The following is a 17,426-nucleotide window of genomic DNA, read 5'->3' on the forward strand; positions in this document are numbered from 1 at the left end:
GCATGTGAGCAGCGACGACACCACCGCCGCCGACCGCCGCCCGGCCGTCGACGGCTCCGCCCGGGCTCGTACTCGACAGCAGAAGGACAACTCCATGACGGCCCTGCCCGGCCTCGGCACGCCTCAGACCGCCTCTCCCGAGCTCCTGCGCTCGGTCTTCCGGCAGCACGCCGCCGGCGTCGCGGTGATCACCGCGCCCGGCTCCCGCCCCGCGGGCTTCACCGCCACCTCCCTCACCTCGGTCGCCGCCGATCCGCCGCTGCTCTCGTTCGGCGTGGGCACCGGCTCCTCCAGCTGGCCGGCCGTTTCGGTGGCCGAGCACATCGGCGTCCACATACTCGGCGAGCACCAGCAGGAGCTGGCCGCCACCTTCGCGCGCAGCGGCGCCGACCGCTTCGGCCCCGCCACCTCCTGGCGCACCGGCCCCGAGGGCGTGCCCCTCCTGGACGGCGTCCTCGCCTGGCTGGTGTGCAGGGTCGAGGCACGGGTCCCGGCCGGCGACCACTGCCTCGTGATCGCTCAGCCCGTCGTCGGTGACCCGGCCGGGCCCGGCCGTCCGCTCCTCTATCACCAGGGCCGCTTCAACGCGCTGCGCGACTGACGGCCCGTCGCCGGAACCCGACACGCGCGGGTTCCCGCAAGGCTTCCTCTTCCTCCGTTCAGGGCCGTTGGCAAGGTCACATTTCGACGGCCTTGATTCGGGGCACGAGACTGGATGTACTGGCGAGTAATATGACGGTCGGCGTGGGGAACCGGATCCGACCGGGAGCCGCCCCAACAGGCGCCTATGCTGCCAGCACAAGGCAGTTCTGAAGAGACGAAGCAGGTAGGAGAGTCGGCGTGAGCTTGAGGATCGTTGTCTGTGTGAAGTACGTGCCCGACGCCACCGGCGACCGGCACTTCGCCGAGGACCTGACCGTCGACCGTGACGATGTGGACGGTCTGCTCTCGGAGCTCGACGAGTACGCCGTCGAGCAGGCCCTGCAGATCAAGGAAGCGGCCGACGACGCGGAGATCACGGTCCTCACCGTCGGCCCCGAGGACGCCAACGACGCGCTGCGCAAGGCGCTGTCGATGGGCGCCGACAAGGCCGTCCACGTCGAGGACGACGACCTGCACGGCACCGACGCGCTCGGTACCTCCCTCGTACTCGCCAAGGCCATCGAGAAGACCGGCTACGACCTCGTCGTCTGCGGTATGGCCTCCACCGACGGCACGATGGGTGTGCTGCCCGCGCTGCTCGCCGAGCGTCTGAACATCCCTCAGGTCACCCAGCTCTCCGAGGTCTCCGTCGACGGCGGCAAGGTCACCGGCCGCCGGGACGGCGACACCGCCAGCGAGCAGCTGGAGGCCGCGCTGCCGGCCGTCGTGTCCGTCACCGACCAGTCGGGTGAGGCGCGTTACCCCTCCTTCAAGGGCATCATGGCCGCCAAGAAGAAGCCGGTGGAGTCCCTGGACCTGGAGGACCTGGAGATCGAGGCGGACGAGGTCGGCCTCGAGGGCGCCTGGACCAAGGTCGAGGACGCCGCCGAGCGTCCGGCCCGTACGGCGGGCACGATCGTCAAGGACGAGGGCGAGGGCGGCAAGCAGCTCGCCGAGTTCCTCGCGGGCCAGAAGTTCATCTGAGCCGCAGCCCTTTCCACCGCCCTCATTCTTCCCGCAGGAGAGCAATCCCATGGCTGAAGTTCTTGTCTACGTCGACCACGTGGACGGTGCCGTCCGCAAGCCCACCCTCGAACTGCTCACCCTCGCCCGCCGCATCGGCGAGCCGGTAGCGGTGCACCTCGGCCCGCACGCCGACGAGGCCGCCAAGGTCCTCGCCGAGCACGGCGCGGTCAAGGTCCTGGCCGCCGACGCGCCGGAGTTCGCGGAGTACCTCGTCGCTCCCAAGGTCGACGCGCTCCAGGCCGCCTACGACGCGGTCTCCCCGGCCGCCGTGCTGCTGCCGTCCTCCGTGGAGGGCAAGGAGATCGGTGCCCGCCTCGCGGTCCGCATCGGCTCCGGCATCATCACCGACGCCGTCGACCTGGAGGCCGGCGACGAGGGCCCGGTGGCCACGCAGTCCGTCTTCGCGGCTTCGTACACCACCAAGTCCCGCATCACCAAGGGCACCCCGGTCATCACCGTCAAGCCCAACTCCGCCGCCCCGGAGGCCGCGCCGGCCGCCGGCACGGTCGAGCAGCTCGCGGTGACCGTCGCCGACTCGTCCAAGGGCACCAAGATCGTCTCGCGCACCCCGCGTGAGTCGACCGGCCGCCCGGAGCTGACCGAGGCCGCGATCGTGGTCTCCGGTGGCCGTGGCGTCAACGGCGCCGAGAACTTCCCGGTCATCGAGGCGCTCGCCGACTCGCTCGGTGCGGCCGTCGGCGCCTCGCGTGCCGCCGTGGACGCCGGCTGGTACCCGCACACCAACCAGGTCGGCCAGACCGGTAAGTCGGTCTCGCCGCAGCTGTACATCGCGGCGGGCATCTCCGGTGCGATCCAGCACCGCGCCGGTATGCAGACCTCGAAGACGATCGTCGCCATCAACAAGGACGAAGAGGCCCCCATCTTCGACCTGGTCGACTACGGCGTGGTCGGCGACCTCTTCGACGTCGTCCCGGCCCTCACCGACGAGGTCAAGACCCGCAAGGGCTGAGCTCGTCCCGGTGCCGGCCCTTCGGCACGGCACGAGGCCCCGTACGCGGCGCGCGTACGGGGCCTCGTGCGTCCGTGGTGGGCGGAGGGGCTAACAGCCGGTCACGCCGTCGATCTGCTCGCGGAGCAGATCCGCGTGGCCGTTGTGCCGTGCGTACTCCTCGATCATGTGGACGTAGATCCAGCGCAGGCTCAGCGGGCGGCCCCGGGAGCTGAGGAAGGTCTCGTCCAGTTCGCTGTCCGCCACGGCCTTGTCGCAGGCCTCGATCTCGGTGCGGAAGGCCGCGAAGTGCGCCTCGGCGGCGGCCGGGTCGAGATCGTTGAAGTCGGCGTCGGGCTGGTCCTCGGTGATGTAGTGATCGTCGATCCGCTCGCCGAGGAAGCGCTTGCGGAACCAGATCCGTTCGACATAGGTCATGTGGCGCACCAGGCCCAGCAGGGTGAGGGGGGACGGCGCGCTGACGGCCTGGGTGAGCTGGTCGGCGGTGAGTCCGGTGCATTTCGTGAGCAGGGTGTCGCGGTGGAAGTCGAGCCAGCCCTGGAGCATCTCCCGTTCACCGGCCACGGTGGGGAATTCTCGGCGCTCGATAGTGGGTGCGATCCAAGTCATGCGGGGAGTCTGACGGGGCCGGCACCGTGGCGCCACGGGGTTTCCGGTCGGCGCGCCCGCGCGCCCATGACCTGCGCCGCTCCGGGCGGCGGGTGTTGACCTCGCCGAACGACCCGGATAACTTCGCTATACGGATTGTTGATTCCGTTACGCGGAATGCGCTCGATGGTCGGGCCGAGCACCGGGAGGGGCAGCGAATGGGGCAGCAGGAGACCGCGGCGACGAGCCTCGCGGACACCGTACGCGAGGGCATCGGCGCCGCTCTCGCCCAGGTGGACGCGGATCTGGCGCGGCACTACCCGGGCGACCCCGGCACCCGCCAGCCGGTCCACACGGTCTATGTCCCCGGCGATGCCTTCGCCGCCGACACCCTGCGCTCCTGGGGTGACCAGGCCCTCGCCGCCCTCGACGCGCACGCCCCCGACGCCGGGGCGCTCGCCGCCGTCCTCGGTCTGCCCGACACACTCGCCGACGAGGTCCATGACCGGGTCCGCGCCAAGCTGGTCCGTGAGCCCATCGAGGATCTGCGGATCGACTTCGAGGACGGCTACGGCCCCCGCCCGGACGCCGAGGAGGACGCGGCCGCCGCCCGTGCCGCCGCCCTGGTCGCCGCCGCGTACGAGAAGGGCACCGCGGCCCCGTACATGGGCATCCGGATGAAGTGCATGGAGGCCGCCGTCCGCGACCGCGGTATCCGCACCCTCGACATCTTCCTCACCGGCCTGATGGAGTCCGGCGGACTGCCTGACGGACTGGTCCTCACGCTCCCCAAGGTGACCTACGCCGAACAGGTCACCGCCATGGTGCGGCTGCTGGAGGCCTTCGAGCGGGTACACGGCCTGGAGAGCGGCCGGATCGGCTTCGAGATCCAGATCGAGACCACCCAGTCGATCCTGGGCGCCGACGGCCGGGCCACCGTCGCCCGCATGATCGAGGCGGCCGAGGGCCGCGCCACGTCCCTGCACTACGGCACCTTCGACTACAGCGCCTCCTGCGGTGTCAGCGCCGCCCACCAGTCCCTCGACCACCCGGTGGCCGACCACGCCAAGGCCGTGATGCAGGTCGCGGCGGCCGGCACCGGCGTACGGCTCTCCGACGGCTCCACCAATGTCCTCCCCGTCGGCCCGACCGACCGGGTCCACGCGGCCTGGCGGCTCCATCACGGCCTCGTGAGCCGCTCGTTGGCCCGCGCCTACTACCAGGGCTGGGACATGCACCCGGCCCATCTGCCCACCCGCTACGCCGCGGTCTACGCCTTCTACCGCGGCGGCCTGGAGCAGGCCGCGGCCCGGCTCGCGGCGTATGTCGCCAAGGCCGGCGGTGATGTCATGGACGAGCCCGCCACCGCCAAGGCGCTCAGCGGCTATCTGCTGCGCGGACTGGACTGCGGTGCCGTGGACACCGCCGAGGTCGCCCGGCTGACCGGGCTGACCCGCGCCGACCTGGACGCCCTCGCGGGCCGCCCGGCAGCCAGGGACGTCTGAGGGCGACAGTCGAATCCGGTCCCGCGCAACTCCGCGTGTGGGGCGGGGAGTTGACTGCCACTTATGGTTACGGGCCGGTCAGGCCCGATGAGGCCCCCGCCGGTCCGGCGGGGGCCTGCCGCGTCAGTCCGCCGCCGGGCCGAGGTCGTCGAGGTGGGCGCGCAGGACGGCGGCGCAGGTGCGGCCGTCCAGCACCTCGGGCCGTAGTACGGCCGTGAAGGCGAGGCCGTCCAGAAGGGACGTCAACCGCTCGGTCTCCATCTCGACGTGGAGTCCCGGCCGCAGTCCGCCCGCCGAGTCGAGGCGGGTGAGGATGCGGCGCACCAGGGCCCGGGTGGCGACGGCGGTCTCGTGGGCGAGGCCGTCCAGGGTGGGGTCGGTCCGGGCGGCCGTGGAGAAGTCGACGAGGACGGTGACCTCGGCGCGCCGGCGGTCGTCCAGGGGCAGCAGCTCGGACAGCAGCTCCACCGCGAACCGGCGGACCCGGGGTCCGGAGAGTCCGTCCAGTTCACCGATCTCGTCGATCCGGCGCTGGAGCCGGTCACCGACCCGGTCGACCATCGACCGCATCGCGAAGCGGATCAGCTCTTCCTGGCCGGCGAAGTAGTGCCGGACCGAACCGATGTTGAGCTGCGCCTCGTCGGCGACGGCACGCAGCGAGGCGCGCTGGAGGCCGTCGCGTACGGCCACGCGGAAAAGGGCGTCGACCACCTCGCGGCGCCGGGCCTCGCGGTCCACCTGTTTGGGCATGAGCTCTTTCTATCACGGCTGTGATAAATTGTTTTCTATCACACCTGTGATACAAAAATGCGAGAGGTGATCATGGAACAGGTCCTGAACCTTCTTCTCCTTCGATTCGGCCTGCTCGTCGGGGGTTTGGTGGTGCTGACGCTGCTGGTCTTCGCGGTGGCGGTGACGCTCCGGCGCCGGGGGAGGCTGGGCGCGGTGCGGCGGTACGCGGCACCCGCGGCGCGGGCCGTGAGCCGCGGTCTGGACGCCCGGGGCGCCGCGCGGGGCCGCGGTGCCTCCCGGAGCGGTGGATCGCCGGCCGGTGCGGCGCTCCGGGCCGCCGCCCGTCACCTGGACGACGACGGGCGCGGGCAGCGGGGGCGGGGTGCGGCCGGCAGCGCCGGTCCCCCTGGGCGCGACGACCGGTGAGGCCGGGGCCGTGGCCGCCCTTGGGTGTGTAGCGGTCCTCGGGGTGCGGCGGTCCCGGCGTGTGCAGCGGGGAGCTCAGCTCTCCGCGGGCGGGATCTCGCCCGAGCCGCGGGGGATCAGCCGGGTGGGTATCTCCATCCGGCGGGGTGCGTCATCGGCGCCGTCGAGCCGGCGGAAGAGCAGCTTCGCCGCCGTACGGCCGAGTCGTGCGGCGTCCTGGGCGACGACGGTGATCGCGGGGTTGACCAGATCGGCGAGCTCGAAGTCGTCGAAGCCGACGAGGGCGACCGGGCGCGGGTGCTCGGCGAGTACCCGCACGGCCGTGACCGTGACGCGGTTGTTGCCCGCGAACAGCGCGGTCACCGGCTGCGGGCCGGCCAGCATGGCGGTGGCGGCGGACCGCACCCGCTCCGGCGCGGTCGGGCCGAGGGAGACCCAGGACTCGTCAACGGGCAGGCCGGCGGCGGCCATTGCCGTACGGTAGCCGCGCAGCCGCTCATGGGCGGTGTGGATCCGGGGCTGGTCGCCGATGAAGCCGATCCGGCGGTGGCCGTGCGCGATGAGATGGGCCACCGCGTCCTGGGCGCCGCCGAAGCTGTCGGAGAGGACGACATCGGCGTCGATGCGGCCGGCCGGGCGGTCGACGAAGACGGTGGCTATCCCGGCCGCGATCTCCGGTGCCAGATACCGGTGGTCGTCCGCGGCCGGGATGATGACCAGGCCGTCCACCCGCCGGGCGCACAGGGCGAGTACCAACTCCTGTTCGCGAGCCGGGTCCTCGGCGCTGGAGCCGTTGATCAGCAGGGCGCCGTGGCTGCGGGCGACTTCCTCGACGGCGCGGTTGAGCGGGCCGTAGAAGGGGTCGGCGAGATCCTCCAGGACCAGGCCGATGCTGGCGGTGCGTCCCTTGCGCAGAATCCGGGCGGAGTCGTTACGGCGGAATCCGAGGGCCGTGATGGCCTCCTGGACGCGGCGTTCGGTGTCCGGGGTGACTCCTGGTTCGCCGTTGACCACACGGGAGACCGTCTTGAGGCCGACCCCCGCGCGTGCTGCGACATCCTTCATCGTGGGCCGGGTGCCATAGCGGCGGGACGTGCCCCGCGCGGAGTCGCTCACGGTGTGCGGTCCTGATTCTGTCGGCATCGGCGTGTGGCGTCGAGCATAGCCCCTAGACAACGTTGTCAATCGCGGGAAGACTGGCGTTCTCACGCCGGGCCGGTACGCTCGGCCCCCGGGCCCGACCAGGAGATTCCACACCGATGCAGACGGACCTCAGCGCAGCCTTGGACATCGGCGGCACCAAGATCGCCGGCGCTCTGGTGGACCCGCACGGCAGACTGCTCGTACGGGCCGCCCGGCCCACCCCCGCCGACAAGGACGGGGCGACGGTGATGCGTGCGGTGGCCGCGGTGCTCGGCGAGCTGGCGGCGGCGCCGGACTGGGCGCGGGTGACGGCCGTCGGCATCGGCAGCGCGGGCCCGGTGGACGCCGCCACCGGCACCGTCAGCCCGGTCAACATCCCCGGCTGGCGCGACTTCCCGCTCGTCGCCGGAGTGCGGGCGCTCGTCGGGGAGCGCCCGGTCGTCCTGGTCGGTGACGGCGTCGCGATGACCGCGGCCGAGCACTGGCAGGGCGCTGCACGGGGCCACGCCAACGCCCTGTGCATGGTGGTGTCCACGGGGGTCGGCGGCGGGCTCGTCCTCAACGGCCGGCTGCACCCGGGACCCACGGGAAACGCCGGGCACATCGGCCACATCAGCGTCGATATCGACGGAGACCCCTGCCCGTGCGGGTCCCGCGGCTGTGTCGAGCGGATCGCCAGCGGCCCCAACATCGCCCGCCGGGCGCTGGCCCACGGCTGGCAGCCGGGCCCGGACGGTGACACCAGTGCGGCCGGCGTCGCCGCCGCCGCCCGGGCCGGTGACCCGGTCGCCCTGCGTTCTTTCGAGCGAGCGGCCCGGGCGCTGGCCGCCGGGATCGCCGCCACCGCCACGCTCGTCGAGATCGATATCGCGGTCATCGGCGGCGGGGTCGCGGGCGCGGGGGAGGTCCTCTTCCGCCCGTTGCGTGCGGCGCTGCGGGACTACGCGACGCTGTCGTTCGTGTCGGGCCTGACGGTCGTACCCGCCCAAATGGGCACGGACGCCGGGGTGGTGGGCGCCGCGGCCGCCGCGCAACAGTCCCGCCTCGATGCCTTCGTCCCGGCGCCCTGACGTCACCACCGGGCCCCCTGCGCCCCTTAGTGTGGTGCCCATCGCGACGACCACCGTGACGCAGCCGGTGGTTGGCAGGGGCACGGGTAGCGAGGGGATCGACGACGGTGACAACGGGGGAGCGTGCGCAGGGCGGAGCGGACGGGGAGCCTGAGGCGAGCGGGGTGAACGGCCCCGGCGAGCCGGCCGGCGACCCACCAGGGAGCGCAGAGGGCGGGGCGGGCCACGGTGCGCCCGGGGCCGCCGCCGCGAGCGAGCCGCGGCGCGGCGGTGACGCGGACCTGACCGGGCGGCTGCTGGGCGGCCGTTATCGCGTGACCGGCCGGATCGGACGCGGGGGCATGGGCGTGGTCTGCCGCGCCGTCGACGAGGTGCTGGGCCGCGAAGTCGCGGTCAAGGTCCTGCGCGCCTACACCGATGCCTCCGCTCCGGAACTGGCCGATCTGCGCACCCGGATGCAGCGCGAGGCGCGGGCCGCGGCCCGTATCCGGCACTCCGGTGTGGTCACCGTCCATGACGTCATCGACGAGGACGGCCGGCCCGTCATCGTCATGGAGCTGGTGGACGGCCCGTCGCTGGACGATGTGCTGGAACAGCACGGCGCCCTCGACCCACGGGAGATCGCCCGGATCGGCGCCCAGGTGCTGGATGCCCTGGAGGCCGCCCACCAGGTGGGCGTGCTGCACCGCGATGTGAAGCCCGGCAATGTGCTGCTGGACAACTGGGGGCGCCGCACGGGCCGTTCGGGCACCGGGGGAGGCCGGGTGGTGCTCACCGATTTCGGCATCGCCAGCATCGAGGCCCCGGGCGACGGCGCGACCACGCACCTCACCCGCAGCGGCGAATTGGTCGGCTCGCTCGACTACTTGCCGCCCGAGCGGGCGCAGGGCCAGGACCCCAGCCCGGCCTCGGACATCTGGTCGCTGGGGATGACGCTGTATGCGGCGGTCGAGGGCGGCGGCGCGCCGTTCCGCCGTACGTCGGTGTGGTCGACGCTCACCGCGATCGTCACCGAGGCGCTCCCCGAGCCCCGGCGGGCCGGCCCGCTCACCCCGGTACTCCATGCCCTGATGGCCAAGAACCCGGCCGACCGGCCCTCCGCCGCCCAGGCGCGGGACCTGCTGGCGGCGGTGGCCGAGGGCCGCGAGCCCACGCCGCCACCGGCGCCCGGGGCACCGCATTCGCCGACGGTGACGGATGTCCGGGCGGCCGGCTCGCCGTCCGGACCGGAGGCTCAGGGCGGCCCACCGACCGAGCCCACGCCGCTGCCCGCATCGCCACCGACATCGACCCCGACATCGACCCCGACCCCGGCACCGGCACCGGCAGCGGCACCGACATCGACGCCTCCCGCCCCGCACGCCGGTCACTCCGCACCTCCCCCGGCGGCCACCGGCCCGTCCCCGGTGGGCTCCGCCGAGCGGGACACCGCACGGGTGCCTGCCCGGGGACGGCGTCGGGTCCTCCCGGCCGTGGCGGCGGTGCTCGCCGTGCTCGCGGCAGGTGGTGGGCTGACGTATGCGCTGGTCGGCGGCGAGGCGGGCGAGACGGTCGCGGACCGCGGGCGGCCGTCGGCCCGGCCGGCCGGGCCGCCCGGCGGGCCGGATGGCCGGGACGCGGCCGAGGGCAGGGCCGGCGGGGAAGACGGCAAGGACGCGGGCAACGACGAGGGCAAGGGCGGCGGGAAGAGCGCGTCGCCGTCCGCGTCGGACCGGCCCTCGGACAGCGGCGGGTCCAAGGGCACCGAGCCTGGTGGTGCGGGCGGGAGTCCGGGCGGACAGGACGGCGGCTCGGGAGAAAGCCAAGGTGGCACCGACGGCGGTGGCGCGGACGGTGGCCACGGCGAGGCGTCCGGGGGGACCGGCGGCGACGGTGGCAGTGACGGCGAGGAGCCGACGCAGGGGCCGTCGTGCGAGCCGATCGGCGGCGGCAAGGCCAACTGCGACGTCTGGCGCGGCGCGCACTCGTACACCGCGTCCTTCGAGCAGGTCGGCACCCTCAACATGGGCACGAACTACTTCTACTGCCAGGCGAAGCTGGGCCGCCGGGAGACGTACGGGAAGTGGACGAACGTCTGGTGGGCCAAGACCGATGACGACAGCGGCAATTCCGGTGTCTACATCAGCGTCGTCTACCTCAAGGGCGGGGCGAATGACCAGCCGGTCCCCGGGCTGCCCACCTGCTGAACGCCCGGTACACGGTTCGGCTGCCGGGCGGACCGACACCGGCCCGCCCGGCAGCAACTGAATGCCGGCTCAGCAGCTGAACGTGGCGTCCGCCCAGTCGGCGTGGTCGTAGTCGATACCGTCCCCGCCGTCGGTCACGACCAGCCGGACGCTCTGGGCGCCGGCGACCGGGGCGCTGACGGTCCCGGCGGGATCCGCACCGGTCACCCCGGCGATCCGGGCGACCCGCTTGCCGTCGGCCCACACCTCGAAGTCCACCGAGCCACGGTCGCCCACCTCGTCGTCGAGGCCGGTCCGGGCGCTGAACACGGAGCAGCGCCCGCCCGTGTAGAAGCTCACCTCGCTGGCGGCGTGCACCCCGAGGCCCTTCGCGAAACCGGTGCCGCCGATGCTGAGCGGCCGGCCGTCCCCGGCCCCCTCTTCCCCGACGCTGCTGTTCTTCTCCACCGGGCCCCAGCCGTTGGCGGCGGTGAGCCAGGGCAGTGCGGCGGCGTCCGCGGTCCCGGCCGGCGGGGGCACCACGACATGGGCCGTGCCGGGCAGGGTGGTGCTGCTCCGTTCGCCGCGCGGTGAGCGGTAGTCGGCGGTGAGCGGCAGGGCGTAGGCACCGGGCGCGGTGCCGGCCGGTGCGGTGATCCGCCAGCTGGTGCGGAGCGTACGGCCGCCGGGCAGGGCGCGGGCTGACGCGGGCGAGGTGGCCTGGACCCGCCAGCCCCGCGGGGCCTTGAGCGTCACCGTGAGGTGCTTGGCGGGGGTGCCGCCCAGGTTGCGGACGGTGGAGCCGATCCCGGTGGCGGTCCCGGCCTCGACCAGCGGCGTACGGTCGGTGCCGGTCTCGACGGCCGGCGGGTAAGCCGCCCAGCGCGGGTCGGCGGAGACCCGGTAGACCGTGGTGCCGTGCGCCGGGACGGTCGCGGAGACGGTGCCGGTGGTGTGGGTGTCCCGGTGCTGCCACAGATCGCGCAGCCGGTAGCCGTCGGCCCGCGGCAGACCGATGTCCTTGGCCGTGGTGGAGATCCGCTGCGGCCGGCCGGTCTCGTTGAACAGCGCCACCGCACGGTCCCCGTTGGCCAGTTGCCGGACCACCGTCCAGCGGCCGTCCTCGGACTTCAGCACGGTGGCCTGCTTGCCCAGGGTGTCCTGGTCGATGGCGATGAGGTCCTTGTTGGCCAGGATCTCGAACGTCTCCGGGGACGCCTTGCGCAGATCGGACCCGATCAGCAGCGGGGCGGCCATCATCGACCACAGGGAGAAGTGGCTGCGGTACTCGGTGTCCGTCATCCCGCCGTTGCCGACCTCCAGCATGTCCGGGTCGTTCCAGTGCCCGGGCCCGGCGTGCGCGGCGAGCGGCAGATTCTGCTTCGCGATGGCGAGCATGCTCGACCACGAGTCACTGATGTCGCCGGTCGTGCGCCACAGATGCCCTACGTCCGACGCCCACTCCCAGGGCTTGTTCTCGCCCCATTCGCAGATGCTGTAGACGATGGGCCGTCCGGTGGCCTTGAGCGCGTCCCGCATGGTGCGGTACCGCTGCTGGGCGTCCACACCCAGGTTGTTGCAGTTGTCGTACTTGAGGTAGTCCACGCCCCAGTCGGCGAACTGCTGGGCGTCGGACTTCTCATGACCCAGGCCGCCGGGGAATCCGGCCGGGTTGCAGGTTTTGATGCCGGCGCTCGTGTAGATGCCGAATTTCAGGCCCTTGGCGTGCACATAGTCGGCGACCGCCTTGATGCCGTGCGGGAAGCGCTGCGGATCCGGTACGAGCTTGCCGTTCGCGTCGCGGGTGGGCAGCGCCCAGCAGTCGTCGAGATTGACGTACTGGTAGCCGGCGTCCTTGAGGCCCTTGGTGACGAAGAGGTCGGCGATGCCCTTGACCATCTCCTCGTTGAACTCCGCCCGGCAGTGCGTGGAGTTCCAGTTGTTGAAGCCCATCGGGGGCGTCTGGGCGAGCCCGCCGGGAAGCCGGGGGGCCGGAGCGGTCCCGGTCGTACGGGCGGTGGGGGCGGCGCCGGGGGCCGGGGCGTCGGGTGTCCGGGCCGCGGCGGGCAGGGCGGTCACCCCTGCTGTGCACAACAGCGCGGCGGACAGCGCTCCGACGATTCTTCGGTGTCCTCGCCGGTGGGTGGTGCCGATATGAACGCGCATGCTTCGCGTCCTCCGTCTTCACGAGAGGTGTGGTGGGGGCATGTACCGGTCACTGGCGAGTGTTTACGGTAGGGCTTGTTGGAGTCTGTTGGAAGAGGAGCGGTAACGGTTCCTGCTCCGCCTGCCAAAACCCTTGACGCGCCGTGCCGTTCGGAGTGAGATCCCACCACTCGCGTTCGTTTCTGTTTGGTTCCACCCCTGAGGAGGGGGATATGGTCCCGTCAACGTTCAGCGGCTCGGCTGCGCAGGGGGAAGCGGCAGGACGTCGGATGTCCCGCCGGACACTACTGAGGGGCGCGGCGGCCGGCACGGGGGCGGTGGCCCTCCCGTCCGTGCTCGCTGCCTGTGGCGGCGGCCCCGGCGGCGTCACGATGGGGTCCAACGCCTCGGACCCCGTGCCGAAGAGGGCCTTCGCCGCGGCCTTCACGGCGTACGAGAAGAAGTCCAAGAAGACGGTACGGGTCAATACCGTCAATCACGAGAACTTCCAGGAGAACATCAACCGCTATCTCCAGGGCACCCCGGACGATGTCTTCATGTGGTTCGCCGGCAACCGCATGCAGTACTTCGCGCAGAAGGGACTGCTCTCCGACATCAGCGACCTGTGGCGGGACTTCGACGGATTCTCCGAAGCACTGAAGAAGCAGTCGACGGGCCTGGACGGCAAGCAGTATCTGGTGCCGTACTACTACTATCCCTGGGCCGTCTTCCACCGGAAGAGCGTGTTCCGGGAGAGGGGATATGACGTCCCCAAGACCTTTGACCAGTACCGCGCGCTCGCCAAACAGATGCAGAAGGACGGCCTGGTGCCGTTCGCCTTCGGTGACAAGGACGGCTGGCCGGCGATGGGCACCTTCGACTACCTCAATATGCGCGTCAACGGCTACGACTTCCATATCGCCCTGCTGCGCGGCGAGAAATCCTGGAACAGCCCGCAGGTGAAGCAGGTATTCGACCTGTGGCGCGGTCTGTTGCCCTATCACCAGAAGGGTGCCAACGGCCGTACATGGCAGGAGGCCGCCCAGACCCTCGCGCAGAAGAAGGCCGGTATGACGGTGCTCGGACTGCCGCACCCCGGCCAGCAGTTCAGCGCCGCCGACCGGGAGGACCTGGACTTCTTCCCCTTCCCGGAGATCGACCCGGCCCACGGACAGGACGCGGTCGAGGCACCGATCGACGGATTTCTGATGTCGAAGAAGGCCAAGGACAGGGACGGGGCGAAAGAGCTGCTGAGGTTCCTCGCCACCCCTCAGGCGGAGGAGAGCTACCTCAAGTCCGACCCCAACAACGTCGCGCTCAACAGCGGCGCCGACACCGCCGCCTACACCCCGCTCCAGAAGAAGGCCGTCCAACTCGTGTCCGGCGCCCGGCAGATATCGCAGTTCCTGGACCGCGACACCCGGCCCGATTTCGCCTCGACCGTGATGATTCAGGCGATCCAGCAGTTCCTCAACAAGCCGGATGACATCGACGGACTGGTGAACGACATCGAACGCCAGAAGAAGCAGATCTTCTCCGCGACGTGACGCGCCGCCGAACGGAAACCGTGAAAGACGGGGAGCGAACCGCCGTGCCGAACCTCCGCGCACGGCGCGCCCGGCGACCGGGACCGCGCCGGTACACCCGCCGCGACCGCCTCGTCCTGGGCGTGCTGCTGGGCCTGCCGATCCTGCTCGACCTCACCCTGATCTGGGGCCCGACCTTCGCCTCCGTCGGACTGTCCTTCACCACCTGGGACGGTATCGGCGATATCCGGTGGACCGGCCTCCAGAATTACGACCACCTCTTCACCGGCTACCCGCAATTCTGGCCGGCGGTCCGCCACAACCTGCTGTGGCTGGCCTTCCTGGGGCTGCTCGCCGCCCCCTTCGGCCTGCTGCTCGCCGTCCTCATCGACCGCGGCGTCCGCTTCAGCCGCTTCTATCAGTCGACGCTCTATATGCCGGTGGTGCTCTCGCTCGCCGTCGTCGGCTTTATCGCCCAGCTGATCCTCTCCCGGGACCAGGGCGCCCTGAACGCGGTCCTCGGCGGCGAAAATCCCACCGACTGGCTGGGAAATCCCGGACTCAACATCTGGATGGTGCTGCTGGCCGCCTGCTGGCGGCACACCGGCTATGTCATGATCCTCTATCTCGCCGGACTGAAATCCGTCGATCCCGGACTCAAAGAGGCCGCCGCCCTCGACGGCGCCGGTGAACGCCAGACATTCTTCCGGGTCGTCCTTCCCACCCTGCGCCCGGTGAACGTCATCGTCGGCGTCATCACCGTCATCGAATCGCTGCGCGCCTTCGACATCGTCTACGCCGTCAACAAGGGCCGTAACGGCCTGGAACTGCTGTCCGTGCTCGTCACCGACAACATCATCGGCGAGGCGAGCCGCATCGGATTCGGCTCGGCGCTCGCCGTCGTCCTGCTGCTGGTCTCCCTGGGATTCATCGTGACCTATCTCGTCCAGGAACTCCGAGGGGAGCGTCGGCGATGACCACCGCTGCCACCGCCGCGCCACCCGCCCCGCGCCCGGAACCCGCGGCCCCGGCACCGGCCCGCCGCCGCGGCCGGTTCGGCGTCCACCTCTTTCTGGGCGCCGTCTCGCTCGCCTTCCTCGCTCCGCTGCTGCTGGCCGTCTATGCCTCGCTGCGCCCCTACGAAGAGACCGCGCGATACGGCTATTTCTCCTTCCCCCGACGACTCTCCTTCGACTACTACCGGCAGGCCTTCACCGACTCCGGGATGAGCAAGTATTTCCTCAACTCGCTACTCATCGCCGTCCCCGGAGTGCTGCTCACGCTTTTCCTGGCCTCGTTCGTGGCCTTCGCCGTGTCCCGGCTGCGGATGCGCGGCGGCATCATCCTGCTGATGCTCTTCACCGCCGGGAACCTGCTGCCCCAACAGGTGATCGTCACCCCGCTCTATGTCCTGTTCAACCGGATTCCGCTGCCCTACTGGATGTCCGACTCCCTGACGATGTACGACTCCCTCTGGGCCGTCATCGCCGTCCAGACCGCTTTCCAGCTCGGCTTCTGTGTCTTCGTCCTGGCCAATTTCATGCGCACCCTGCCGCAGGAAATCCTGGAGGCCGCGATCATCGACGGAGCCGGCGTCTGGACACAGTTCTGGCGGGTCACCCTGCCGCTGTGCCGCCCCGCGCTCGCCGCCCTCGGCACCCTGCAATTCACCTGGATGTACAACGATTTCCTCTGGGGCCTGGTCTTCCTCTCCGACGGCGACAAACTCCCGGTCACCTCGGCCCTCAACAATCTGCGCGGCGAATTCTTCACGGACTACAACCTGCTGGCCGCGGGCTCCGTCCTCGTCGCCCTGCCCACGGTCCTGGTCTTCCTGCTCCTCCAGCGGCATTTCATCGCCGGTCTGACCCTCGGCGCGAGCAAAGGGTAGGCAGGAACCGCATGGCCCCCGCCGCCGGGCCCCACGATGGGCCGCCGTCATATGCGCCGGGCCTTGTGGCCCGGCCGCGGTGCGAAAACCCGGTATCGGGTGGGGGTTTCGGTACAGGAGGGGCGGGGGAGCGCTTGTTAGCCGGGGGCTACGCGGCGGCGGATACGGTGACCGGCATCCGCCGCACGCGGCATTTCTCGATCGGCACGTCCATGGGTGAGCGACGTCCCCTGGCCGGGCCGATAGTCGAATGTGCAACGTTTCCGGTCGTGCGCGCGGCCCCTGGTTCCCGAGCGTTTCCGTGGCAGGGTGTTGCGGGCAACTCACCTGGGGTCTAGGGAAGAGGGGAAACCGTGATCGTCTGGCTGAACGGCGCGTTCGGTGCGGGCAAGACCACTACGGCTCAAGAATTGCTCGACCTGCTTCCCGGAAGCACGCTCTACGACCCCGAACTCCTCGGCAGCGGACTGCGGTTGATGCTGCCGGCCAAGCGGTTCGAGGAGATCGACGACTATCAGGACCTGCCGGCCTGGCGGCGCATGGTCGTGGACACCGCCGCCGCCCTGCTCACCGAAGTGCCCGGTCCGTTGGTGACGCCGATGACGCTGCTGCGCCAGGAGTACCGCGACGAGATCTTCGGCGCCCTCGCCGCCCGCCGGATACCCGTACGACATGTTCTGCTGCACGCCGAGGAAACGATCCTGCGGGCGCGGATGGCCCACCGCGAGGAGACCTCGGACGACCCCGGAGCCCAGGCGACGATCCGCCGGTGGAGCCTGGAACACCTCACACCGTACGCCGACGCCCTACCCTGGCTGCGCGGCGACGCCCATGTCGTCGACACCACCCGGCTCACCCCCCGGCAGGCCGCCGAGCAGGTCGCCGAGGCCGTACGCACCGGCGCCGGCACCTGCGACATCGTGCAGACCCCGGAACCGACCGCCGAAACCCTCGCCGCCGGTGTCCTCCTCTTCGACGACCAGGACCGGGTCCTGCTCGTCGACCCCACCTACAAAGCCGGCTGGGAATTCCCCGGCGGTGTCGTGGAACGCGGTGAGGCTCCCGCCCAGGCCGGCGTGCGCGAGGTGGCCGAAGAACTCGGCATCGAACTCCCCCGCGCCCTCACCCTGTTGGTACTCGACTGGGAAGCCCCCGACCCACCCGCCTTCGGCGGACTGCGGCTCCTCTACGACGGCGGCACCCTCTCCCACGACCGCATCAGCAAGCTACAGCTGCCCGGCGCGGAATTGCGCGACTGGCGCTTTGTGACGGAGGCGGAGGCCGAGACGATGCTGCCACCGGTCCGGTGGAACCGCCTCCGCTGGGCGCTTCGCGCGCGGGAGCGGGGGTGTCCGCTCTATTTGGAGGCCGGAGCGCCTTTGGGGTAGCTCCCCACGTTTTTGGCTTTCCCGCCGTGGTTGTTGCTCGCCGTTTGTTGCCCGCTGCGCGGTGCACTCGCCGTTGCTCCCCCACTGCCTGAAGGGCGTGGGAGGTACCCCCACGCGGCGGGCGGTGCCGCTGCGCGGGGCTGTCGGGGTGCGGTGACGGGCCTGCGCGGGTGGGGTGTGCCGGACTGCTTCGCTTTACGTCCGGCACA

15 protein-coding genes are annotated in these 17,426 nt (G+C 71.1%); 11 read left to right on the forward strand and 4 right to left on the reverse strand.

What is annotated here, in order from left to right:
• The first annotated feature begins 94 nt into the window (after nt 1-94).
• The 3 genes from ACZ4XD_RS07225 to ACZ4XD_RS07235 all read left to right on the forward strand — a co-directional run bounded on the left by ACZ4XD_RS07225 (nt 95) and on the right by ACZ4XD_RS07235 (nt 2,638).
• Nucleotides 95-601, forward strand: coding sequence for a flavin reductase family protein (locus ACZ4XD_RS07225; RefSeq protein WP_468039145.1), 507 nt, complete (start codon nt 95-97; stop codon nt 599-601).
• 239 nt (nt 602-840) lie between these two features.
• On the forward strand, nt 841-1,626 hold the full coding sequence (locus ACZ4XD_RS07230; protein ID WP_398831856.1) for an electron transfer flavoprotein subunit beta/FixA family protein: 786 nt from the start codon (nt 841-843) through the stop codon (nt 1,624-1,626).
• Nucleotides 1,627-1,675: 49 nt separating this feature from the next.
• Nucleotides 1,676-2,638 (forward strand): electron transfer flavoprotein subunit alpha/FixB family protein, encoded by a 963-nt coding sequence (locus tag ACZ4XD_RS07235; RefSeq protein WP_468039026.1) that lies wholly within the window; start codon nt 1,676-1,678, stop codon nt 2,636-2,638.
• A gap of 90 nt (nt 2,639-2,728) precedes the next feature.
• Here the strand turns inward: ACZ4XD_RS07235 and ACZ4XD_RS07240 are convergent, their stop codons facing one another.
• Nucleotides 2,729-3,247 carry a DinB family protein gene (locus ACZ4XD_RS07240; RefSeq protein WP_468039028.1) on the reverse strand — a complete coding sequence of 173 codons (519 nt, stop codon included), beginning with the start codon at nt 3,245-3,247 and terminating at the stop codon, nt 2,729-2,731.
• 197 nt (nt 3,248-3,444) lie between these two features.
• Here ACZ4XD_RS07240 and ACZ4XD_RS07245 point away from each other — a divergent pair, with 197 nt between their 5' ends.
• Nucleotides 3,445-4,731, forward strand: a complete 1,287-nt coding sequence (locus ACZ4XD_RS07245; protein WP_468039030.1) for a DUF6986 family protein — start codon at nt 3,445-3,447, stop codon at nt 4,729-4,731.
• A 123-nt stretch (nt 4,732-4,854) separates the two neighbouring features.
• Here ACZ4XD_RS07245 and ACZ4XD_RS07250 read toward each other — a convergent pair whose 3' ends face one another.
• The gene (locus tag ACZ4XD_RS07250) at nt 4,855-5,481 is read right to left on the reverse strand and encodes a TetR/AcrR family transcriptional regulator (RefSeq protein WP_468039032.1); all 627 of its coding nucleotides are present in this window, start codon (nt 5,479-5,481) and stop codon (nt 4,855-4,857) included.
• Between the two features lie 57 nt (nt 5,482-5,538).
• Between ACZ4XD_RS07250 and ACZ4XD_RS07255 the strand changes: the two genes are divergently transcribed.
• On the forward strand, nt 5,539-5,889 hold the full coding sequence (locus ACZ4XD_RS07255; protein WP_468039034.1) for a hypothetical protein: 351 nt from the start codon (nt 5,539-5,541) through the stop codon (nt 5,887-5,889).
• Between the two features lie 75 nt (nt 5,890-5,964).
• Here ACZ4XD_RS07255 and ACZ4XD_RS07260 read toward each other — a convergent pair whose 3' ends face one another.
• Nucleotides 5,965-7,005, reverse strand: coding sequence for a LacI family DNA-binding transcriptional regulator (locus tag ACZ4XD_RS07260; RefSeq protein ID WP_468039036.1), 1,041 nt, complete (start codon nt 7,003-7,005; stop codon nt 5,965-5,967).
• Nucleotides 7,006-7,148: 143 nt separating this feature from the next.
• Between ACZ4XD_RS07260 and ACZ4XD_RS07265 the strand changes: the two genes are divergently transcribed.
• The gene (locus tag ACZ4XD_RS07265) at nt 7,149-8,102 is read left to right on the forward strand and encodes an ROK family protein (protein ID WP_468039038.1); all 954 of its coding nucleotides are present in this window, start codon (nt 7,149-7,151) and stop codon (nt 8,100-8,102) included.
• Between the two features lie 281 nt (nt 8,103-8,383).
• A complete protein-coding gene (locus ACZ4XD_RS07270; RefSeq protein ID WP_468039147.1) occupies nt 8,384-10,288 on the forward strand; it encodes a serine/threonine-protein kinase in 1,905 nt (634 codons plus the stop codon).
• Nucleotides 10,289-10,357: 69 nt separating this feature from the next.
• Here ACZ4XD_RS07270 and ACZ4XD_RS07275 read toward each other — a convergent pair whose 3' ends face one another.
• A complete protein-coding gene (locus ACZ4XD_RS07275; RefSeq protein ID WP_468039041.1) occupies nt 10,358-12,433 on the reverse strand; it encodes an NPCBM/NEW2 domain-containing protein in 2,076 nt (691 codons plus the stop codon).
• A 269-nt stretch (nt 12,434-12,702) separates the two neighbouring features.
• Here ACZ4XD_RS07275 and ACZ4XD_RS07280 point away from each other — a divergent pair, with 269 nt between their 5' ends.
• The 4 genes from ACZ4XD_RS07280 (at nt 12,703) to ACZ4XD_RS07295 (ending at nt 17,217) form a co-directional block, all read left to right on the forward strand.
• Nucleotides 12,703-13,959 (forward strand): ABC transporter substrate-binding protein, encoded by a 1,257-nt coding sequence (locus ACZ4XD_RS07280; protein ID WP_468039043.1) that lies wholly within the window; start codon nt 12,703-12,705, stop codon nt 13,957-13,959.
• A gap of 44 nt (nt 13,960-14,003) precedes the next feature.
• Nucleotides 14,004-14,915 carry a carbohydrate ABC transporter permease gene (locus tag ACZ4XD_RS07285; RefSeq protein WP_468039045.1) on the forward strand — a complete coding sequence of 304 codons (912 nt, stop codon included), beginning with the start codon at nt 14,004-14,006 and terminating at the stop codon, nt 14,913-14,915.
• The gene (locus ACZ4XD_RS07290) at nt 14,912-15,829 is read left to right on the forward strand and encodes a carbohydrate ABC transporter permease (protein ID WP_468039047.1); all 918 of its coding nucleotides are present in this window, start codon (nt 14,912-14,914) and stop codon (nt 15,827-15,829) included. Before ACZ4XD_RS07285 ends, ACZ4XD_RS07290 begins: the two co-directional genes overlap by 4 nt.
• 353 nt (nt 15,830-16,182) lie before the next feature.
• The gene (locus ACZ4XD_RS07295) at nt 16,183-17,217 is read left to right on the forward strand and encodes an NUDIX hydrolase (protein WP_468039049.1); all 1,035 of its coding nucleotides are present in this window, start codon (nt 16,183-16,185) and stop codon (nt 17,215-17,217) included.
• Nucleotides 17,218-17,426 lie beyond the last annotated feature (209 nt).

The sequence above is a fragment of the Streptomyces sp. NPDC029466 genome, from assembly GCF_055574515.1.

Bases quoted from the DNA above. Each gene is read 5' to 3' on its own strand.
- ACZ4XD_RS07225 (WP_468039145.1), top strand. From the start codon at position 95: ATGACGGCCCTGCCCGGCCTCGGCACGCCTCAGACCGCCTCTCCCGAG.
- ACZ4XD_RS07235 (WP_468039026.1), top strand. From the start codon at position 1,676: ATGGCTGAAGTTCTTGTCTACGTCGACCACGTGGACGGTGCCGTCCGC.
- ACZ4XD_RS07240 (WP_468039028.1), bottom strand. From the start codon at position 3,247: ATGACTTGGATCGCACCCACTATCGAGCGCCGAGAATTCCCCACCGTG.
- ACZ4XD_RS07245 (WP_468039030.1), top strand. From the start codon at position 3,445: ATGGGGCAGCAGGAGACCGCGGCGACGAGCCTCGCGGACACCGTACGC.
- ACZ4XD_RS07250 (WP_468039032.1), bottom strand. From the start codon at position 5,481: ATGCCCAAACAGGTGGACCGCGAGGCCCGGCGCCGCGAGGTGGTCGAC.
- ACZ4XD_RS07255 (WP_468039034.1), top strand. From the start codon at position 5,539: ATGCGAGAGGTGATCATGGAACAGGTCCTGAACCTTCTTCTCCTTCGA.
- ACZ4XD_RS07265 (WP_468039038.1), top strand. From the start codon at position 7,149: ATGCAGACGGACCTCAGCGCAGCCTTGGACATCGGCGGCACCAAGATC.
- ACZ4XD_RS07275 (WP_468039041.1), bottom strand. From the start codon at position 12,433: ATGCGCGTTCATATCGGCACCACCCACCGGCGAGGACACCGAAGAATC.
- ACZ4XD_RS07280 (WP_468039043.1), top strand. From the start codon at position 12,703: ATGTCCCGCCGGACACTACTGAGGGGCGCGGCGGCCGGCACGGGGGCG.
- ACZ4XD_RS07290 (WP_468039047.1), top strand. From the start codon at position 14,912: ATGACCACCGCTGCCACCGCCGCGCCACCCGCCCCGCGCCCGGAACCC.